This window comes from Chamaesiphon sp. OTE_8_metabat_110, assembly GCF_031382685.1.
In the GTDB taxonomy this organism is placed as follows: domain Bacteria; phylum Cyanobacteriota; class Cyanobacteriia; order Cyanobacteriales; family Chamaesiphonaceae; genus Chamaesiphon.
Map to the genome: position 1 here is coordinate 1 of NZ_JANMZA010000634.1, position 15,822 is coordinate 15,822.

General features: G+C 46.3%; 20 protein-coding genes and 1 pseudogene. 8 read left to right on the forward strand and 13 right to left on the reverse strand.

What is annotated here, in order from left to right; translation table 11 throughout:
- A partial coding sequence (locus RMO52_RS22770; protein WP_310418902.1) for an FAD-linked oxidase C-terminal domain-containing protein occupies positions 1 to 918 on the forward strand: 918 nt, incomplete at its 5' end.
- A gap of 83 nt (positions 919 to 1,001) precedes the next feature.
- Here RMO52_RS22770 and RMO52_RS22775 read toward each other — a convergent pair.
- Positions 1,002 to 1,934, reverse strand: coding sequence for an EamA family transporter (locus tag RMO52_RS22775; protein ID WP_309740027.1), 933 nt, complete (start codon positions 1,932 to 1,934; stop codon positions 1,002 to 1,004).
- Positions 1,935 to 2,162: 228 nt separating this feature from the next.
- Here RMO52_RS22775 and RMO52_RS22780 point away from each other — a divergent pair, with 228 nt between their 5' ends.
- Both RMO52_RS22780 and RMO52_RS22785 read left to right on the forward strand, forming a co-directional pair.
- Positions 2,163 to 2,960 carry an MOSC N-terminal beta barrel domain-containing protein gene (locus RMO52_RS22780; protein WP_310418905.1) on the forward strand — a complete coding sequence of 266 codons (798 nt, stop codon included), beginning with the start codon at positions 2,163 to 2,165 and terminating at the stop codon, positions 2,958 to 2,960.
- The gene (locus RMO52_RS22785; protein WP_310418908.1) at positions 2,961 to 3,098 is read left to right on the forward strand and encodes a hypothetical protein; all 138 of its coding nucleotides are present in this window, start codon (positions 2,961 to 2,963) and stop codon (positions 3,096 to 3,098) included.
- Here RMO52_RS22785 and RMO52_RS22790 read toward each other — a convergent pair.
- The 8 genes from RMO52_RS22790 to RMO52_RS22825 all read right to left on the reverse strand — a co-directional run bounded on the left by RMO52_RS22790 (position 3,095) and on the right by RMO52_RS22825 (position 8,943).
- Positions 3,095 to 4,006, reverse strand: coding sequence for a cation diffusion facilitator family transporter (locus RMO52_RS22790; RefSeq protein WP_310418910.1), 912 nt, complete (start codon positions 4,004 to 4,006; stop codon positions 3,095 to 3,097). The two genes, RMO52_RS22785 and RMO52_RS22790, sit on opposite strands and share 4 nt — an antisense overlap.
- Positions 4,007 to 4,468, reverse strand: a complete 462-nt coding sequence (locus tag RMO52_RS22795; protein WP_310418914.1) for a ubiquinol-cytochrome c reductase iron-sulfur subunit — start codon at positions 4,466 to 4,468, stop codon at positions 4,007 to 4,009. It lies immediately after the preceding gene.
- Between the two features lie 323 nt (positions 4,469 to 4,791).
- Positions 4,792 to 5,160, reverse strand: a complete 369-nt coding sequence (locus tag RMO52_RS22800; protein WP_310418917.1) for a hypothetical protein — start codon at positions 5,158 to 5,160, stop codon at positions 4,792 to 4,794.
- Between the two features lie 145 nt (positions 5,161 to 5,305).
- Positions 5,306 to 6,100, reverse strand: coding sequence for a tryptophan synthase subunit alpha (gene trpA / locus RMO52_RS22805; protein WP_309738788.1), 795 nt, complete (start codon positions 6,098 to 6,100; stop codon positions 5,306 to 5,308).
- 275 nt (positions 6,101 to 6,375) lie between these two features.
- The gene (locus RMO52_RS22810; RefSeq protein ID WP_309738789.1) at positions 6,376 to 6,684 is read right to left on the reverse strand and encodes a DUF3007 family protein; all 309 of its coding nucleotides are present in this window, start codon (positions 6,682 to 6,684) and stop codon (positions 6,376 to 6,378) included.
- A gap of 9 nt (positions 6,685 to 6,693) precedes the next feature.
- Entirely contained in the window at positions 6,694 to 6,909 is a 216-nt protein-coding gene (gene ndhL / locus RMO52_RS22815) for an NAD(P)H-quinone oxidoreductase subunit L (RefSeq protein ID WP_309738796.1), read from the reverse strand.
- 157 nt (positions 6,910 to 7,066) lie between these two features.
- Complete coding sequence (locus tag RMO52_RS22820) at positions 7,067 to 8,233, reverse strand: GNAT family N-acetyltransferase (protein WP_310418921.1); 1,167 nt, start codon at positions 8,231 to 8,233, stop codon at positions 7,067 to 7,069.
- 179 nt (positions 8,234 to 8,412) lie between these two features.
- A complete protein-coding gene (locus tag RMO52_RS22825) occupies positions 8,413 to 8,943 on the reverse strand; it encodes a hypothetical protein (protein ID WP_309738792.1) in 531 nt (176 codons plus the stop codon).
- A gap of 170 nt (positions 8,944 to 9,113) precedes the next feature.
- On the opposite strand from RMO52_RS22825, the gene argH reads away from it, so the two are divergent.
- A complete protein-coding gene (gene argH / locus RMO52_RS22830; RefSeq protein ID WP_310418924.1) occupies positions 9,114 to 10,502 on the forward strand; it encodes an argininosuccinate lyase in 1,389 nt (462 codons plus the stop codon).
- Positions 10,503 to 10,716: 214 nt separating this feature from the next.
- Here the strand turns inward: argH and RMO52_RS22835 are convergent, their stop codons facing one another.
- Positions 10,717 to 10,968 carry a hypothetical protein gene (locus RMO52_RS22835; protein ID WP_310418943.1) on the reverse strand — a complete coding sequence of 84 codons (252 nt, stop codon included), beginning with the start codon at positions 10,966 to 10,968 and terminating at the stop codon, positions 10,717 to 10,719.
- Between the two features lie 222 nt (positions 10,969 to 11,190).
- Here RMO52_RS22835 and RMO52_RS22840 point away from each other — a divergent pair, with 222 nt between their 5' ends.
- The gene (locus RMO52_RS22840; RefSeq protein WP_310418927.1) at positions 11,191 to 12,036 is read left to right on the forward strand and encodes an alpha/beta hydrolase; all 846 of its coding nucleotides are present in this window, start codon (positions 11,191 to 11,193) and stop codon (positions 12,034 to 12,036) included.
- A 166-nt stretch (positions 12,037 to 12,202) separates the two neighbouring features.
- Entirely contained in the window at positions 12,203 to 12,520 is a 318-nt protein-coding gene (locus tag RMO52_RS22845; protein WP_309739809.1) for a hypothetical protein, read from the forward strand.
- Between the two features lie 87 nt (positions 12,521 to 12,607).
- On the opposite strand, the gene RMO52_RS22850 is transcribed toward RMO52_RS22845, so the two are convergent.
- The 3 genes and pseudogenes from RMO52_RS22850 to RMO52_RS22855 form a co-directional block, all read right to left on the reverse strand.
- On the reverse strand, positions 12,608 to 13,372 hold the full coding sequence (locus RMO52_RS22850; RefSeq protein WP_310418930.1) for a pantothenate kinase: 765 nt from the start codon (positions 13,370 to 13,372) through the stop codon (positions 12,608 to 12,610).
- A gap of 3 nt (positions 13,373 to 13,375) precedes the next feature.
- A pseudogene (locus RMO52_RS24895) lies at positions 13,376 to 13,516 on the reverse strand (RtcB family protein); the annotation flags it as partial.
- A 43-nt stretch (positions 13,517 to 13,559) separates the two neighbouring features.
- Positions 13,560 to 14,678: a pentapeptide repeat-containing protein gene (locus tag RMO52_RS22855; protein ID WP_310418935.1), complete on the reverse strand. Its 1,119-nt coding sequence runs from the start codon at positions 14,676 to 14,678 to the stop codon at positions 13,560 to 13,562.
- Between the two features lie 112 nt (positions 14,679 to 14,790).
- Between RMO52_RS22855 and RMO52_RS22860 the strand changes: the two genes are divergently transcribed.
- On the forward strand, positions 14,791 to 15,507 hold the full coding sequence (locus RMO52_RS22860) for a hypothetical protein (RefSeq protein WP_310418937.1): 717 nt from the start codon (positions 14,791 to 14,793) through the stop codon (positions 15,505 to 15,507).
- 169 nt (positions 15,508 to 15,676) lie between these two features.
- Positions 15,677 to 15,822 (forward strand): nucleoside-diphosphate kinase (locus tag RMO52_RS22865; protein ID WP_310418941.1); only part of this gene is annotated, 146 nt, incomplete at its 3' end.

Genomic DNA, 15,822 nt, shown 5'->3' on the forward strand with positions numbered 1-15,822 from the left:
ATCGTCGAAGTCGGTGGTGAAATTGTCGAAATGCCGGGATACGATCTGACAGGCTTATTTGTCGGTTCCGAAGGCACCCTCGGCATTGCCACCGAAATCACCCTCAAAATCCTCAAAACGCCTGAATCCATCTGCGTCCTCCTCGCCGACTTCTCTAGCGTTGAAGCCGCAGGCAGCGCCGTCTCAGGCATCATCAGTGCGGGCATCATCCCGGCTGGCATCGAGATGATGGACAACTTCAGCATCAACGCTGTCGAAGATGTCGTCGCCACCAAATGCTATCCCCGCGATGCCGCCGCCATCCTCCTCGTGGAAATCGACGGCTCGGCAGTAGAAGTAGCCACAAATCAAGCCCGCATTGCCGAAATTTGCCGCGAGAACGGGGCACGAGACATCACGATCGCCACCGAGCCAGCAGAACGTTTACGGCTGTGGAAGGGGCGTAAAGCCGCCTTTGCAGCGATGGGTAAAATCAGCCCCGATTATTACGTGCAAGATGGTGTCATTCCTCGCACGCAGCTATCCTACGTCCTCCAAGAAATCGAAAAACTCGGCACAAAATATGGCTACTTTGTCGCCAACGTCTTCCATGCTGGCGATGGTAATTTACACCCATTGATCTTGTATAACAATGCCATCGAGGGTGCATTAGAACAAGTAGAAGCCTTGGGTGGTGAAATTCTCAAGCTCTGTGTCAAAGTCGGCGGGAGTATTTCCGGCGAACACGGTATCGGTGCTGATAAACGCTGTTATATGTCAGAGATGTTCACCGAGACAGATTTAGAGACGATGCAATGGGTACGCACGGTATTTAATCCCAAAGAATTAGCCAATCCTGGTAAAATCATCCCCACGCCGCGTACCTGTGGCGAGTCTGCTAAATCTGGTCATAAGTTTAGCTCGATCGAGCAATATTAAAATAAATATCTGTAGGTCGGGTCTCCCGACGAGCGCGCATCCGCAACCCAACCTACAGATCTAACTTTTAATCTATATTCTTGTTAAGCCATCCCAAGCAGCCAGACACCAACGATCGTCAGACTGACAAATCCCCATTTAAGTGGTAACGTGCGCTTGGCTTCTCGTTGGCGTTGGCGATCGCCTGCCGTTAGGCACAGCCTCTGGGTAGGAGAATCGCTCCGCCGTTGAAAGGTGGCAATTAGTAAAGATATCCCAAAAACGTATGCTGGCGTGGAAGCTTCGATCGCTGATACTACGACTGGAACCCCTAATTTAACAGCAGTTTGTCCGGAGTATAGAGCTGCTAAATTAAGCAATTCGATCGCGACAAATATCGGGAGCGCCTGTTTTATTTTAGGAAAGTCGCGCACCAGAGTCGATCGAACTTGTGGCAGTGTCAAACAAGCCAACCCACTAATAATCATCCCCGCTGTGATACTTAAAAAAGCTCCAAAAAAATCAGTCCGATCGAAGATATATTTCTCGATCGTCATCACAATTGTCAGCAGTCCAGAAGCGATCGACATCAGATAGAGTGTATCCCAGCGATTGCTAAATTTGTCTACCGCACACAAGCCGATCGAGGCAACAATTAGCAAAGCAATCCCGATATAATTACTGCTGGTAATCAAATAGCCAAACAGCCAATAACTAATCAGAATTAGAAAAATTGGCGTCAGGTTCCAGTAAGCAGCAACAGTTCCAGAATCACTACAATCCAGAGCGCGGAAATAAAAAAACTGACTGAGCTGAATAATTGCGCCAGTTACCAAACAGATCGCCAGCAGATCCCAACTTGGAATCACGATCGGGATATTTAAGATCGGTAAAAGTACGAATATCCCAGCGGAAATACCAGAACTGGTGATAACTCCCAACCACGGTTTACTAAAAATATTGTCTACACAATGTTCGTCGAGAACATGGACGATCGCCCATAAGAATGAGCTAAATAAAGCGTATTGAATCCACATGCAAACAGCTCGGACTAAGCAGAAGACATCAAAGATGTGGTGGGTGTCTCACCCTGTCCCCAATGACTGAAGATAACGGTTTGTCTTCTATTTGTGCTTAATCTCTAGCTAAATTTATACTCACAATTTCTAATTACTAGTCGTATGCTAACACAGCAATCGCTCTAGTTATGTCGTCAATTGCGATCGATAATAGTAGTTGTCGATCGTTATTTACCCATTAAGCGTATGAATGCTGATATTCAACCGACATTAGCGCAGATAGTTATTTATCCAATCAAATCCCTTGATGGGCTGATAGTGACTCGATCGAAAATCTCAGTAGGTGGTGCGCTAGAATTCGATCGGCGGTGGGCGATCGTTGATGAGAGTGGTACAGTTGTTAATGCCAAACGGACGGCTAAAATTCAGCAATTACGCTCTCAATTTAATTTTACTGAAGATCGATCGACGATCGCGCTCCAAATTAGGGATGAGAATACCAGTTACACATTCTGTCTGACTACCGAACTTACCCAACTAGCGAGGTGGTTGAGTGAGTTTTTTGGATTTCCAGTTCAACTCATTGAAAATGCCGCTGTCGGGTTTCCCGACGATCTAGATGCTTACGGCCCTACAATTGTCAGTACGGCGACCTTGGAGAAGATTTGTGAGTGGTTTCCTGGCTTAGATCTAGCAGAAGTCCGCCGCAGATTTAGAACTAATTTGGAACTGGATGGCGTTCCGGCTTTTTGGGAAGATCGATTATTTGGTGCGCCTGGGGAAACGATCGATTTCCAGTTAGGAGATGTGCAGTTCCACGGCATTAACCCCTGTCAACGTTGTATCGTGCCGACTCGTAATTCTGTAACTGGTGATGTTAGCCCCAAATTTCAGCAGATTTTTACCCACCAACGCCAACAAACGCTACCAGCGGGAGTTAATAAATCCAGATTCAATCACTTTTATCGATTGGCAGTAAATACTCGCATTCCGCTGGCTGAATCTGGTAAGTTTTTAAAAACTGGCGATGCTCTAGGTATTTAAATGCCCAAAATTCACCAAATAGTCTGGACTGGATTGTCATTAGTAAATAGTAATTTAGCGTTATCGATCGAGCCATCAACTGCGAACAACCCTTCACTACCAACGATCGCCACATCCGATCGAGTATATTCGGATTAGGATGATAAAGTTCGATCGAGTTCCAAATCTGCCCATGATTTGGGATCTTCGAGCGGTTCCATGTGGGCGACGACATTAGTACCGGGCAAAGCATCAACGATCTGTTGTTCGACTTCTTCGCAGAGATCGTGCCCGCGTTGAATCGTCCAGTTTCCTGGTAACAGCAGATGAAATGTGACAAACCCCCGCGAACCAGCTACCCGCGTTCTGAGGGCGTGAAACTGAATCCCTTGCTGCTCGTAAGTACTAAAAATATGGGCGATCGTATCGCGCTCGGCGACTGGCATTGCGGTATCTAGCAGCCCTGCACCAGTCTCGCGCAGCAACTGGATTCCCGATACCAGAATACTCACAGCCACCAGTAAAGCAATAATCGGATCGAGAATCAGCCAGCCAGTCAGCTTGACTAAAAAGATTCCCGCCATAATGCCTACTGAAGTCCAGACATCGGTGAGTAAATGGTGGGCATCCGCCCGCAGCGTAATCGATCTTAGTCGCCGCCCCGCCCGCAGCAGCACCCAAGCGACCGCGCCATTAATAACGGTGGCAATTAGGGATAAAATCAGCCCGATCCCCAACTGTTCGAGCGGTTGTGGTGAAAATAGTCTACCCCAAGCCACCACCCCAATCCCGATCGCGGCAATTACAATTAAAATACTCTCTAGTCCGCTAGAAAAATATTCAGCCTTATTATGCCCGAAGGGATGATCTTCATCGGCGGGAGTAGCGGCGAAAGAGAGCGCCCAAAAGGCTGCTAATGCCGCCACCAGATTGATTCCCGACTCCATCGCATCCGAAAGCAATCCGACCGAGCCAGTCAGAAAATAAGCACCAGTTTTTAAACCGATCGTCATCAATGCTGCCGCGATCGATAACAATGTATATGGTCTTGCCGTTTGAAAAGTCATCTAAACTTTAACCAGGACTTGAGTACCGACAACTTTGACTGGATAGGTTGCTAATGGGCTAGGTGCAGGGCCGTTTAATACTTTCCCATCGGCGGCAAATTCGGCATCATGACACGGGCAACGATACCTTTTCTCGCCAGCTAACCATTTAACTTCGCAACCAGTATGGGTACATTTAGAATTGACCGCAACTAGTTTTTTGGAATTGGCTGGATCTCTGGCTACGGCAACTCCGGCGATCTGCAAAGATCCCATTTTTTCTAATTGTGCAGTCGAACCGACAACTTTAAAGCCTTCAGTCGTTTTAGCGCTCGCACTTTGATCATCTGAAACTGGAGAATCGGTCTGCTTTGTAGCTTGAGTGTCCGCTTTGTTAGGCGCACAAGCCGCTAGAACGACAGGAAAACAAGCAGTCAACCAACCGATACTAAAATAGCCGAGAAAGGAACGACGTTTGAGCATGATTTGCAGGCTTGAGTAATGGTAAGTTGTCTGAGTGAAAATAATAGATCGTCAACCCGATTTTAGCAAGCTTTCCTCATATTTGCTCTCATCACAACGATCGCGATCGACCTTCCTAAAAAAAGTCAATCTGCATCCATTCCACCTATCGAAAATTAATCTCATTTGTATCGACAACTATGTCGCGATCGCTAATGACACTGAGATCGTTAACACAGAGATTAAACCCTTGACTAACAGTCGATTTCGCTCCTGTCAAGCTGGCATGGTTAGATAACTCTAAGTGACGATCGAATGCAAAATTGAGCGGCCATTTTTAGCAATTAATTAGCAACAAATTGCCGATATTTAGCACTTGAAAATTTTGAGATAATCTGTAGCAACCGCCGCGTCCGATCGGGATTTGACACGACATAAGCCTGAGTTGCCAAACAAATAATTGCTAAAGTCGGTAAAATAAAGGTCGGCAGCATGACTACACCAATCGACCACCATGTCGCTACATGCAGTAATAAAATCAGTGCCGGGACGATCGAGATCCGCGCAACATTAGCGATGAGCTGTGGCGAGCGATTGAAGGCGGTCAATAAAATTGTCGCATTAGCCAAGCCGAGATTAGCGGGGACTAAAAAGGCGCAAATGCCGATACAATGACATCGAGAAAATTCGGCAATACTATTTAAGTCGAGCATCGGTGCCTAGTGATAAGATTTGTTTCTTAATCTTAACGAACTCGACCGGAGCCAACTCGATCGAATCGATCGATCCGTAACATAAGTATAAATTAGACATCATCCCGATTTGAGATCGATCGGATCTCTTAGCTCTGGTTTGGGGCTAAACAATCGCTGCTTTCAAACTCTGACAGAACTCCTCAAGCGATTTTAGCCCTTCAGCGGGCACTCCCGTTGCTAAACGTTTAACCATGGCACTGCCGACAATTACCCCGTCTGCGCCCCATTTTCGCACCTGTTGAGCGTGTTCTGGTGCAGAGATCCCAAAGCCAATCGCGATCGGTTTATCTGTCACCTGCCGCAGGTTAGCCAAAATCTCGCCGACGCGATCTTCTAACCCAGACCTGACGCCAGTTACACCCGTAACGCTAACCAAATAAATAAAGCCTTGCGACTTAGCCGCGATCGCCACAATCCGCTCCTGGGAGCTAGTTGGTGCCACTAACAGGATAACTTCAATCCCGATTTCTGCCGCAGGTACCAACAACTCTTCCGCCTCCTCTAGCGGTAAATCTGGCACTACCAAACCTTTAACTCCCGCTGCCGCAATTTTGCTCAGGAAGGGACGAATGCCCAGATTGAGGATGGGGTTGTAATAAGTAAATAAAATAATCGGTGCTTTTAGCTCAGGGCTGACCTTTGCTACCATGTCGATGACATCATGTAACTTAATCCCCTGCGCCAATGCCCTCGTCGCTGCCGCCTGAATTACCGGGCCATCTGCTAACGGATCGGAATACGGCACTCCTAGCTCGATTAAGTCTGCACCTGCTCCATCCAATATCTTGAGTGCTTGCGCCGTGGTTGCTAAGTCAGGATCGCCAGCAGTGATAAAGGGAATCAAAGCACACTGTCCGCGATCGCGTAAAGACTCAAAGCAACTGGAAACGGAAAGCATCTAAGTTAGGGGGTAGAGGGTATAGGTAGGGGGTAAGAGGTAAGAGGAATGGTCTGTAGGGTGTGTTATCGCGTAGCGTAACGCACCATTACATGAAAAAATTGTAGAGTTGGCAGTGCCCACCATCCATTACACATGAAAATTGTAGGGTGGGCACTGCCCAACATCTAGGTTTCAGTCTATCTTCAAATAATTGTATGTAGATCCATACCGCCTAACTTGGAAACCAAATCATCAATGACGGTCATGAAAAATATCAAATCGTCGATCGAGAATTAGGCACTCTTCCGTTCTCGTTCGATCTCGGCTTGAATTTTGGCTAACTCTTCGGGAGTGAGTTCGTCTAACCGCTTTTGCAGTACGGCTTCTTCGTAGTCTTTAAGCTGTTGAGTATAAGTCATACTTTTAGTCGCCACTCGAAAAACGTAGCTAAACGACCACCCGAGAATGATGACAACTAATACTAGCTGACTCCAAATGCCAGCGTTGATGTTGTCTACTCCCGCCAGCTTTAATCCTAGATACCCAGCACCGCCAATCGCAAATACGACGATCCCAATAATAATGACATCAATTCTCCGCATCAGCTAAATTTATGCCTCGATCGTGCGGCGTTTGGGACGAAAATTGAGAAATGGCGACATTAATAACAAGCCTGGGAAAAAGAAAAATACCAAGAAATACATAACTACGCGCTCGATCGAGCTAGCTACATACCAACGTTGTTTGAGGTATAGGTACAAGGCTCCTGGGAAGACCAACAGGTAAGCGCCACTCAAAGCCAAATATAGCAGTGCAACTATCATAATTTCGATCTTAAATACAGCAGTGCAACCATCGCGATCGCCTTATCTGGTTACTTAGTTAGTTTCTATTCTATCAGCTTGGTGGCTAGATCGGTCGATCGGCTATTGGCCGTCATTTCTATACTCGCTAGGTATTGTAACCAATCCCACCGATCGACCTTTAGGATAGATCTTCAGGATCGTTTTTATCGATTCGATTGGGTAATGGTTGACGAGATGGCTGGAGACTTTGGAGCATTTCGGCAATTTGGAGATTTTCCAAAGACAAATGTTTGGCTTCGCGGAGCTTATGCCAAACCGAGCGAGACATCAATAAACTATGCTTGACACGTTCGGCACCGATTTGTTGGAAGTACTCTTCGCGTTCGGGTTGATAGTCAGCCGAAATCAACTGGAGTGGCTGTGTGGGCAGATACTGACAAGATCTTGCCAGTTGCGGCATCAGTTCGGGATAGAGCCAAGTGTAAGCCGGATGTACGGTTAATTCCGCTTGGTGGGTTTGAGGTTCGTCACTGCCGGAGGATTGCCGATCTTGGTTTAAGGATAACCGATAATAGCCGATTGCAGCTTTGCGTTGGGTTTCAAAGACGTAATTGCTGACAGATTGCTTTTGTTGAAACCATTCTTTAACTTTACCAACCATTGTTTGGACGAGGTTGGTTTTGAAGTCATGGATTTGTCGATCGAAAACTTGCCGCAGCAGGGGCGGCATGGATACTGTATCTAACTGATAAATCAGTTGAGCATCCGTGTTGCGGACTGGCAGTAAATTGGGTAAATCTGGTTCGCGCTGGGCGAGTTCCTGTAGCAATTGGGGGGCGATCTCCCAATATGTCAGGTGTGCTAGCGGCTGAAATCCATTTTGGCGATATAGCGCCAGCGCTGCACTATCATTGACATCGACTTCGAGTACCCAAGTACTTGCATCGACGATGTGCTCGAAGCAATAGCGCAATAGTTGAGAGCCGATATCACTTTTACCCGTCACTTCTGCCGGGTTGGTGGCTCGATCGTCGATCGACACCCATTCTACATGCCAAGTGCTTCGCGTCCGATTGAATGGCGACACGCCGATCGCTCCGCGTACCTGCTGTCCGCACTCAGCGACTAACAGCGCTCGATCGGTAATACTTGGTGTCGGAATAATATTGAGAAATTGAAATGGCGCATACCATCGGCTCATCCGTTTGAGCATTTGCGCGATTTGAATTTTTACGGCTGGGTCGGGAATAGTTGCTTGTTGACATAAGCTAGCGATCGCGTCAATATCTCGATATTGCAGCGGACGAACGATCGTCTGATGTTTAGATCCATTTGTCGCAGCCATTATATATCCTGTGTCAACAACTGAGGTTAATCTTACTATAACACCTCCGACTAAATTGGGATCTCCATCCCGATCGATTAGCCAAGTGTTCGAGTTAATGTCAGTCTTGCCCCTTTGCAGGGAGTGTGAGCGAGCAAAGTTAGGACTGATAACCGATAACTATGAAAATGATGTTTGCTCTATTTTTTTTCAATTACCGTAGTCATCGCTTTAATTGCCGAATTCAAGCCTGCTTGAGCTTTCACTGCATCGAGCTTGTCACCAGTCATTGCTGTTTTGACTTCAGCAAGACCACTAGTAATTGCAGGATAGCTAGCTCCGGCTTTGGCTTTGAGGATTGGCTCTACCGCTGGAAGTAAACCACTGAATTTTTCAAATTGCGTTTTAACCTTCGCCATGTCGCCGCCTTTGACAGCACTATTAGTCATGACTAGAGCAGTTCTCGCCGCAGTTAACTGAGTTTTTTCAGTAGCTGACAGAGCAGTAGCCGCACCAGTTGTCGGTGCTGCTGCGCCAGTTGCTGGAGTAGTAGCTGGAGTGGTTGCGGGCGCAGTTGCTGGAGTGGTTGCTGGAGTAGTCTCTGTAGTAGTTGTACTAGTTGTAGTCTCAGCTTTTTTGTCGCCTGTACAGCCAGTAATCGCTAGTGCAGCACTCAGGCACAACGCAGTGAGCAAGGTGCTAGCTTTGATTGTAGTTTGTTGGATAGACATGTGGGTATTTGAGTAAAGTTTACTATGTTGGACATGACATTCACATGATAGCGTGGAAATAGTGACTAGTAACTAACGAACGTTCTGGCTATCTGCTAGAGCATGACTGAGGGGTAGTTACCGATCGTGCCCAACCCTTAACTCAGGAGCCTGTAGCCCCTGTTCTTGCTATGGATCGACCACAACAGACTTGGAGCGATCGCTTTGAAGGTACTTTACATCCAGCGATCGCCAAATTTAATGCTAGCATTGGCTTCGATCTCGAACTGATCGAATACGATCTCACTGGTTCCTGCGCTCATGCCCAAATGCTCGCCCACACTGGGATTATCAGCCCGACAGAGGGGGCAGAGCTGGTAGCAGGATTAGAACAAATTCGCACGGAATATCGGGCGGGTAGTTTCCAACCTGGTGTCGATGCTGAAGACGTGCATTTTGCGGTAGAACGCCGACTGACAGAAATTGTCGGCGATGTTGGCAAAAAGCTTCATACCGCCCGTTCGCGTAACGATCAAGTCGGTACCGATACCAGGTTATACTTGCGCGATCGGATCGGTCAAATTCAAGCACAATTGCGGGAATTTCAGCAAGTATTAGTCACTTTGGCGGAGCTGCATGTCGAGACGCTAATTCCTGGCTACACGCACCTCCAGCGCGCTCAACCCCTGAGTTTAGCTCATCACTTGCTGGCTTATTTCCAGATGGCACAGCGGGATTGGGAGCGACTGGGCGATGTTTACAAGCGGACGAATATTTCACCGTTAGGCTGTGGGGCGCTGGCGGGGACGACTTTCCCGATCGATCGCGCCTACACCGCCCAGTTACTCGGTTTCGATGATATTTATGGGAACAGTTTGGATGGGGTGAGCGATCGCGATTTTGCGATCGAATTCCTCGGAGCTGCTAGCCTAATTATGGTACATTTAAGCCGTTTGGCTGAAGAGGTGATTATCTGGGCTTCAGAAGAATTTCGATTTGTCAGTTTGACCGATCGGTGTGCGACGGGTTCGAGCATCATGCCGCAAAAGAAGAACCCGGATGTGCCCGAACTAGTGCGGGGTAAAACCGGACGCGTGTTCGGGCATCTCCAAGCCATGCTGGTCATGATGAAGGGTCTACCGCTAGCCTATAATAAGGACTTACAAGAAGATAAAGAAGCTTTATTTGATGCGGTCGAGACGGTCCGAGCTTGTCTGGAGGCGATGACAATCTTGATGCGTGAAGGGATTGAATTTCGCCCCGCCCGATTAGCCGCCGCCGTAGCATCCGATTTTGCCAACGCTACCGATGTCGCTGACTATTTAGCTGCCAAAGGAGTACCGTTCCGTGAAGCTTATAATTTGGTGGGCAAAGTAGTTAAAACCTGCTTGAGCCAGGATAAACTGCTCAAGGATCTCAGCTTGGCAGAGTGGCAAGAACTACATCCAGCATTTGAGAACGATATCTATGCCGCGATCGATCCCAAACAGGTAGTCGCTGCGCGCAATAGCTATGGTGGCACTGGATTCGAGCAAGTTCGTCAAGCACTCGATCGAGCTAATAATAAAATGAGTGAGTAGATTCGGTAGAGGATAGAGGTTCAGAAAATTCGATCTTTCCTACCCTCTACTCCCTGTCTTGATTCGCTGCTTGGTGCGCTGTCTTGTCTCGCATAATCCGGGAGGGAATCTCCCGGATTATGCGAGCCGCTGTCTTGAACCAAACGCTTAGCATGAGGGAACCGTCTAGCGACACGTCTTCGCCTACAGCGCGATTTGGGTCGCTACCCCCTATTTAGGTTGCTGCTGCGGAGGTGTCTTCGTTATCTTCCTCAGCCGAAGTGCCATTAGATTGAGGGCGGAATCTTGATTTGAACATCCGTCCGCCAGTGGGGCGTTTTCTAAATTTACGAGCGTATGCTTGATTACGCTCCGCCTTTTCCTTCTTCAGGTTGCGGCGTTTTGCCATATTTGCCTCTGTAAAAATAAACGATAGGTATCTGCCAACCCAATCGGAACTGGGTTTGTCAGGGAGTGAGCGAAACATCCTTAGCCGTCTGAATCAAAGATCGAGTCTAACCATCGGAGATGAATCCGAGCGGACGTAGCTTCAGCAAATATTATCATACGCGATCGCGCACCCCAAAGGCTAGTAACTGGATCGATTTCTATAACCCGGCGCAGACCGAGGATTTTTTTAGGCTACGATCTGATTACACCCTGAGCGCACTCGGCTCTCAGCAATTTGTTGCCCTATTGTCTAGCCGCTATGGTCGATCGCAGTTCTCGAATCAAACTCTCCGCCGGACAGATCTTCTGGCATGAAGCTGGCGATAGTCGTCGTCCCGTACTAATATTTCTGCATGGTAGTTGGCACGATCGGACGCAGTGGGATGGTGCAATAAATTTATTGAGCAAAAATTTTCATTGTTTGGCGCTCGATTTACTTGGTTTTGGTAATTCAATTGCAGTGCAAGCTCCTAATTCGATCGAGATGGAAGTTGATTGTTTACAAGAGTTTATTACAGCGCTCAAATTACGTCAGATTTATCTCATCGGGCATTCTTTAGGTGCTTGGATTGCTGTCAGCTATGCCCTAAAGTATCCAAAATTAGTTAAAGGAATAGTGACAATTTCACCTGAAGGATTCTCTGTCGCTAATTGGCAATATCAGTTTACTACTAGATGGCTACTCTCTCAGCCATCAATGTTTAGACTATGGCTAAATAGTTTGCAAGTAATAGCATCAATCGGCGATGGTGTCGAGCCATTGACAAAAAGTTTAGCGTATTGGGGATTTTTTAAAAGATTTCCCACTACTTGTAAATTGCTATTTCAAAGATCTGAGCGCGATATTCGGCGCGAACTAGTTGCCGATAAATTAGCTCAATTCAAACTACCATTACTGATCCTCCAAAGCGATCGAGCAGAGCGCCAAACGATCGAACAGAGCCAATCTTATGCCCGATCCGTGCGGACATCTGAATATAAATTAATTAAAGAACCAGCATTAACTTCACCACCAGAATCAATCCGACAAATGGCTGTAGAAATTCAAGACTTTCTCGATCGCCTTCAACTTCATAGCGATCGAGAAGAATTAGAAACATGGTAACGGGATCGTTCGATCCGTTCTAGCTCAACAGCTTCTACAAGACTACTGCCGAGCGGAAAATATCGATACCACAGTTTACAATTTTGGGATAAAATAGATGTATAACTCTAGATTGCAGCTAGATTCAGCTCTCAAAATCAACATACTTTTTAATCACGGCAACAAGATGTCAGAAGAACGATTCGATCGCATAGAGTCCCAAATCTCAGAATTGCGCGAACTCATGCAGCAGAGCATGACAGTCACGCAGCAGAACATGACAGTCATGCAGCAGAACATTAATGCTATCAGGGAAGATGTCATTGCGCTGCGTCATCGAATCGATAGCGTAGAAGGCAGTCAGAATGTCATCATCCGTGAAGGTTTTCAATCTCTGATGTCTTACAATGACGATCTCAACTATGAGCTGTCCGACAATAGCAGACAAACTCGATTGTTAAAAAGACGAGTTATTCGACTAGAGCGCAAAGACAAAGAGGATTAGATATAAGTTATTTTGTCTGTCAAGAGATCGAGATGAGGAGCGTAAATAATTGCAGCGTTTTTCAGACATGCTTATTAAATCAAAAGTTCAAACATCTCGTAGAATTGCCGACAATCCTAAAAATAATAGGTCGCGATCGTAGCTTATTTTTGCGGCTAAATATAATGAATTTGACTGTAGATACCCAGCTAAAAGCTCACCATCGCCACCAGTCAAGACAATCTGACTATCCGGAAATAAATCCTGCCAATCTCGAATAAAATCACCAATACCCGAACTAACCGTATGTACTATCCCACTGGCGATCGCATCGGGAGTATGATGACACCAGCGTGGCGGTAATTGTGGTGGTAATTCGATTGCTGGTAAAGCAGCCGTACCGATCGATAAAGAGCGAATCTGCAATCTCAATCCTGGTAAAATAGCACCACCAACAAGTCGATGTTTAGCGTCTACACCAGTAATAGTTAATGCCGTACCGCCATCGATAACTAAGATTGGATACCCATAAATATTACCCGCACCCAATGTTGCTAAAGCTCGATCGATCCCTAGGGTAGGATAAAGATCGAGCAACGGAATATCTGCTAGCGTAATTAGTTTAACTTGCGGCAAGTGTTGCCAGATAGTAGTTTGACTGGGAACGACAGAAACTAAATAAATGGGAATTCGATCGAATTCGAGCAGACTTTGATTAATTATTCGTTGGCAATCGATCGGCAAAAAGTCTAAATATCGATCGATACTAAGATATTCTGTATCCCAACTAGATTGAAATTTGGTATTTAAAAACCAAGCCCAGTGATAGCGGGAATTGCCGATCGATAAGCCAAACTGAATAGTTACCATCATCTGTTACGCCTTGAAAGTTAAAATCGGGCGCATTCTTGCTACCACCTCTACCATTCCAGCGGCTACTTGCTTATCGATAACGCAATCGATCGACTTGTAAGCTCCTGGAGCCTCCTCAATCCGCCGCTCCGGGCGGAAGTTGAGTTAATTTAGATTGCAATTATCAATTATCAATTAATTTAAAGAGTTACTTCTTCGGTGGTAACTTACTAGCAATCCCCTCACAGCCGCCTGGAATAGTCCGGCGGGAATTTTCGCCACACCACATACAGCAGTAGTGACGTTGCTCCTCGGACATCTCCTGCACATTGGTAAAATCCGCATGTTCTACCACCGCACCCGTATATTCCCCCGTCGTATAGTTGGGAATCTCATTGCGACTGCGCGGACAGGCAATTTCGGCATTCCCATAGAAAAAACGGGTACCTTTAACATCCGCACCATTTAGATTGGCTTCATATAGAATAGTGCGCGAAAAGTTGGCTTTGACTAAATCGCAACCACTTAAATTAGCCCGAATTAAATTGGCATCGCTAATATCCGCCCATCGTAAGTCAGCCCGCGAGAGATCGGCACCTGCTAGCATCACCCCCAAATCGATGACACGCACACCATGCAGGCGATCTTCATCATAACCGCCATCGCCATCTAAGATCGCTCGACCGAGCCTGCGATCGCGCCTAAGTGGCGTCAGGAGCTTAGACTGGGATAAGAACCGCAATACTTTAGCTTTACCCGCAGCATCGATACTTCCGAGCAATGCCGCCGTGCGTCCCGCTGCAAAGGCTTGTTCCTGCGGCCAATCTTCGAGGAAACCATCGTCATCCAAAACTAGATCGGAAATCCCCTGAAAATAGGTATCGATCGTCTGCTGTTGAGTGAGCACGTTTTGTTGGGTAGTGAGTCGATTTTGCTCGATCGTCAGGTCGCGCGAGATTATATATTGTCGCCAAGCAATATATACTGCTAAGATAGCAATCAAAATTTGCCCAAATGCGCCACCCCACTCGCCTGAAGCACCAACAGCATTCCAATCGATCCGATCGGAAAAGCTGCTGACATACTCAAAAAATTCGAGAATCTGGAGCAAGCCGACTAGCGCAATCAGGACGGTAATCGAGGCAACTAATTGTAAGCGTTGCGCTGGCGAGAGTGAATCTAGCAGTTCCTGTCGAATACCGCGATAGATAATTGGAATTGATAATACTAGTGCGATCGCACATCCAGCGGCAGCAATCCAGGTGTTGTTGAGCCATAATCCGCACACCATAATGGCGATCGCTATCAGATTTCCCCAGATTGTCATGTTCTATGCAAAATACCTAGTCGATCGGGTTGGGATAGTTTTATTTTTTAGTCTCTATGATGTCATAATAACATTTTTTGTTCGCATTCAAAGGGTTAGTTTTTTTATCAAGATGACAAAAATTATATTTAAGTTACTTGGAGTTGCTTTAATCGCAACTATTGGCGGTGCCTATTATGTTTGGCAACAAGCGATTCAAGTACCTGAAGAATACAGTAAAGCTAATACCGACGAAAAAATAGATAGTCAGTCTCTACCATTGCAACCGAGTCAAATTACCGAACGTGCCGCAGTCACCAAGCAAAAGATCTCAGCACCGATCGAGCGCGCTCGATCCGGTCAAAAAGTGAATGTCAAACTTAGCGATCGAGACCTGAATAACTTAGTAGTAGCAAAGCTCGCAACTTCACAGCAAAACAAGCAAATCCCGCTCGGAATTAAAGGCATCAAGACAAATATTAAAGACGGCAAGATTTATACAGGTGCAATGGTTAATCTGGACAAATTAACACATGACGGTCAACCCGGCAGCCAAACGGCAGCTTTAGCGAAGCTGACAGATAAATTAACCTTTTTAAAAGGTCGAGATGTCTATATCGGGGTGGTTGGTAAACCTACACTTACAGGCGATCGGATTGAGTTTGCATCGGACACTCAAATCAAGGTCGGCAACATGAATTTCACGATCGCCCAGTTAGCCGAAAACCTGGGTGTATCCGCAGAAAAACTCCAACAAACGATCGATCTTCAATTGCAGCAACAGAACCTTAAAGTCAATCGGATCGATATTAGAAATAATGGACTTGAAATCGAAGGTTCAAAGAAATAGCCAAGCTAGTTATCAAATTAATATTACTGTTGCAGGTCTGAAAAATAGTAGAGGATTGAATGTTTTAAGCCCTAAAACCTAAAACCTAAAACCTAACATCTACCTAAAGGATCGCGAATACAACTATAATCTGTGGTTGGCAAGCCCATACATATTTTAGGAGTTCACGGTGGAACGGACATTTATCGCAATCAAGCCCGACGGCGTTCAACGTGGTTTAGTTGGTGAAATCATTCGGCGGTTAGAAACCAAAGGCTTTACCCTCGTTGCCTTAAAATTATTGCACCCCAGCCGTGCATTAGCCGAACAGCATTA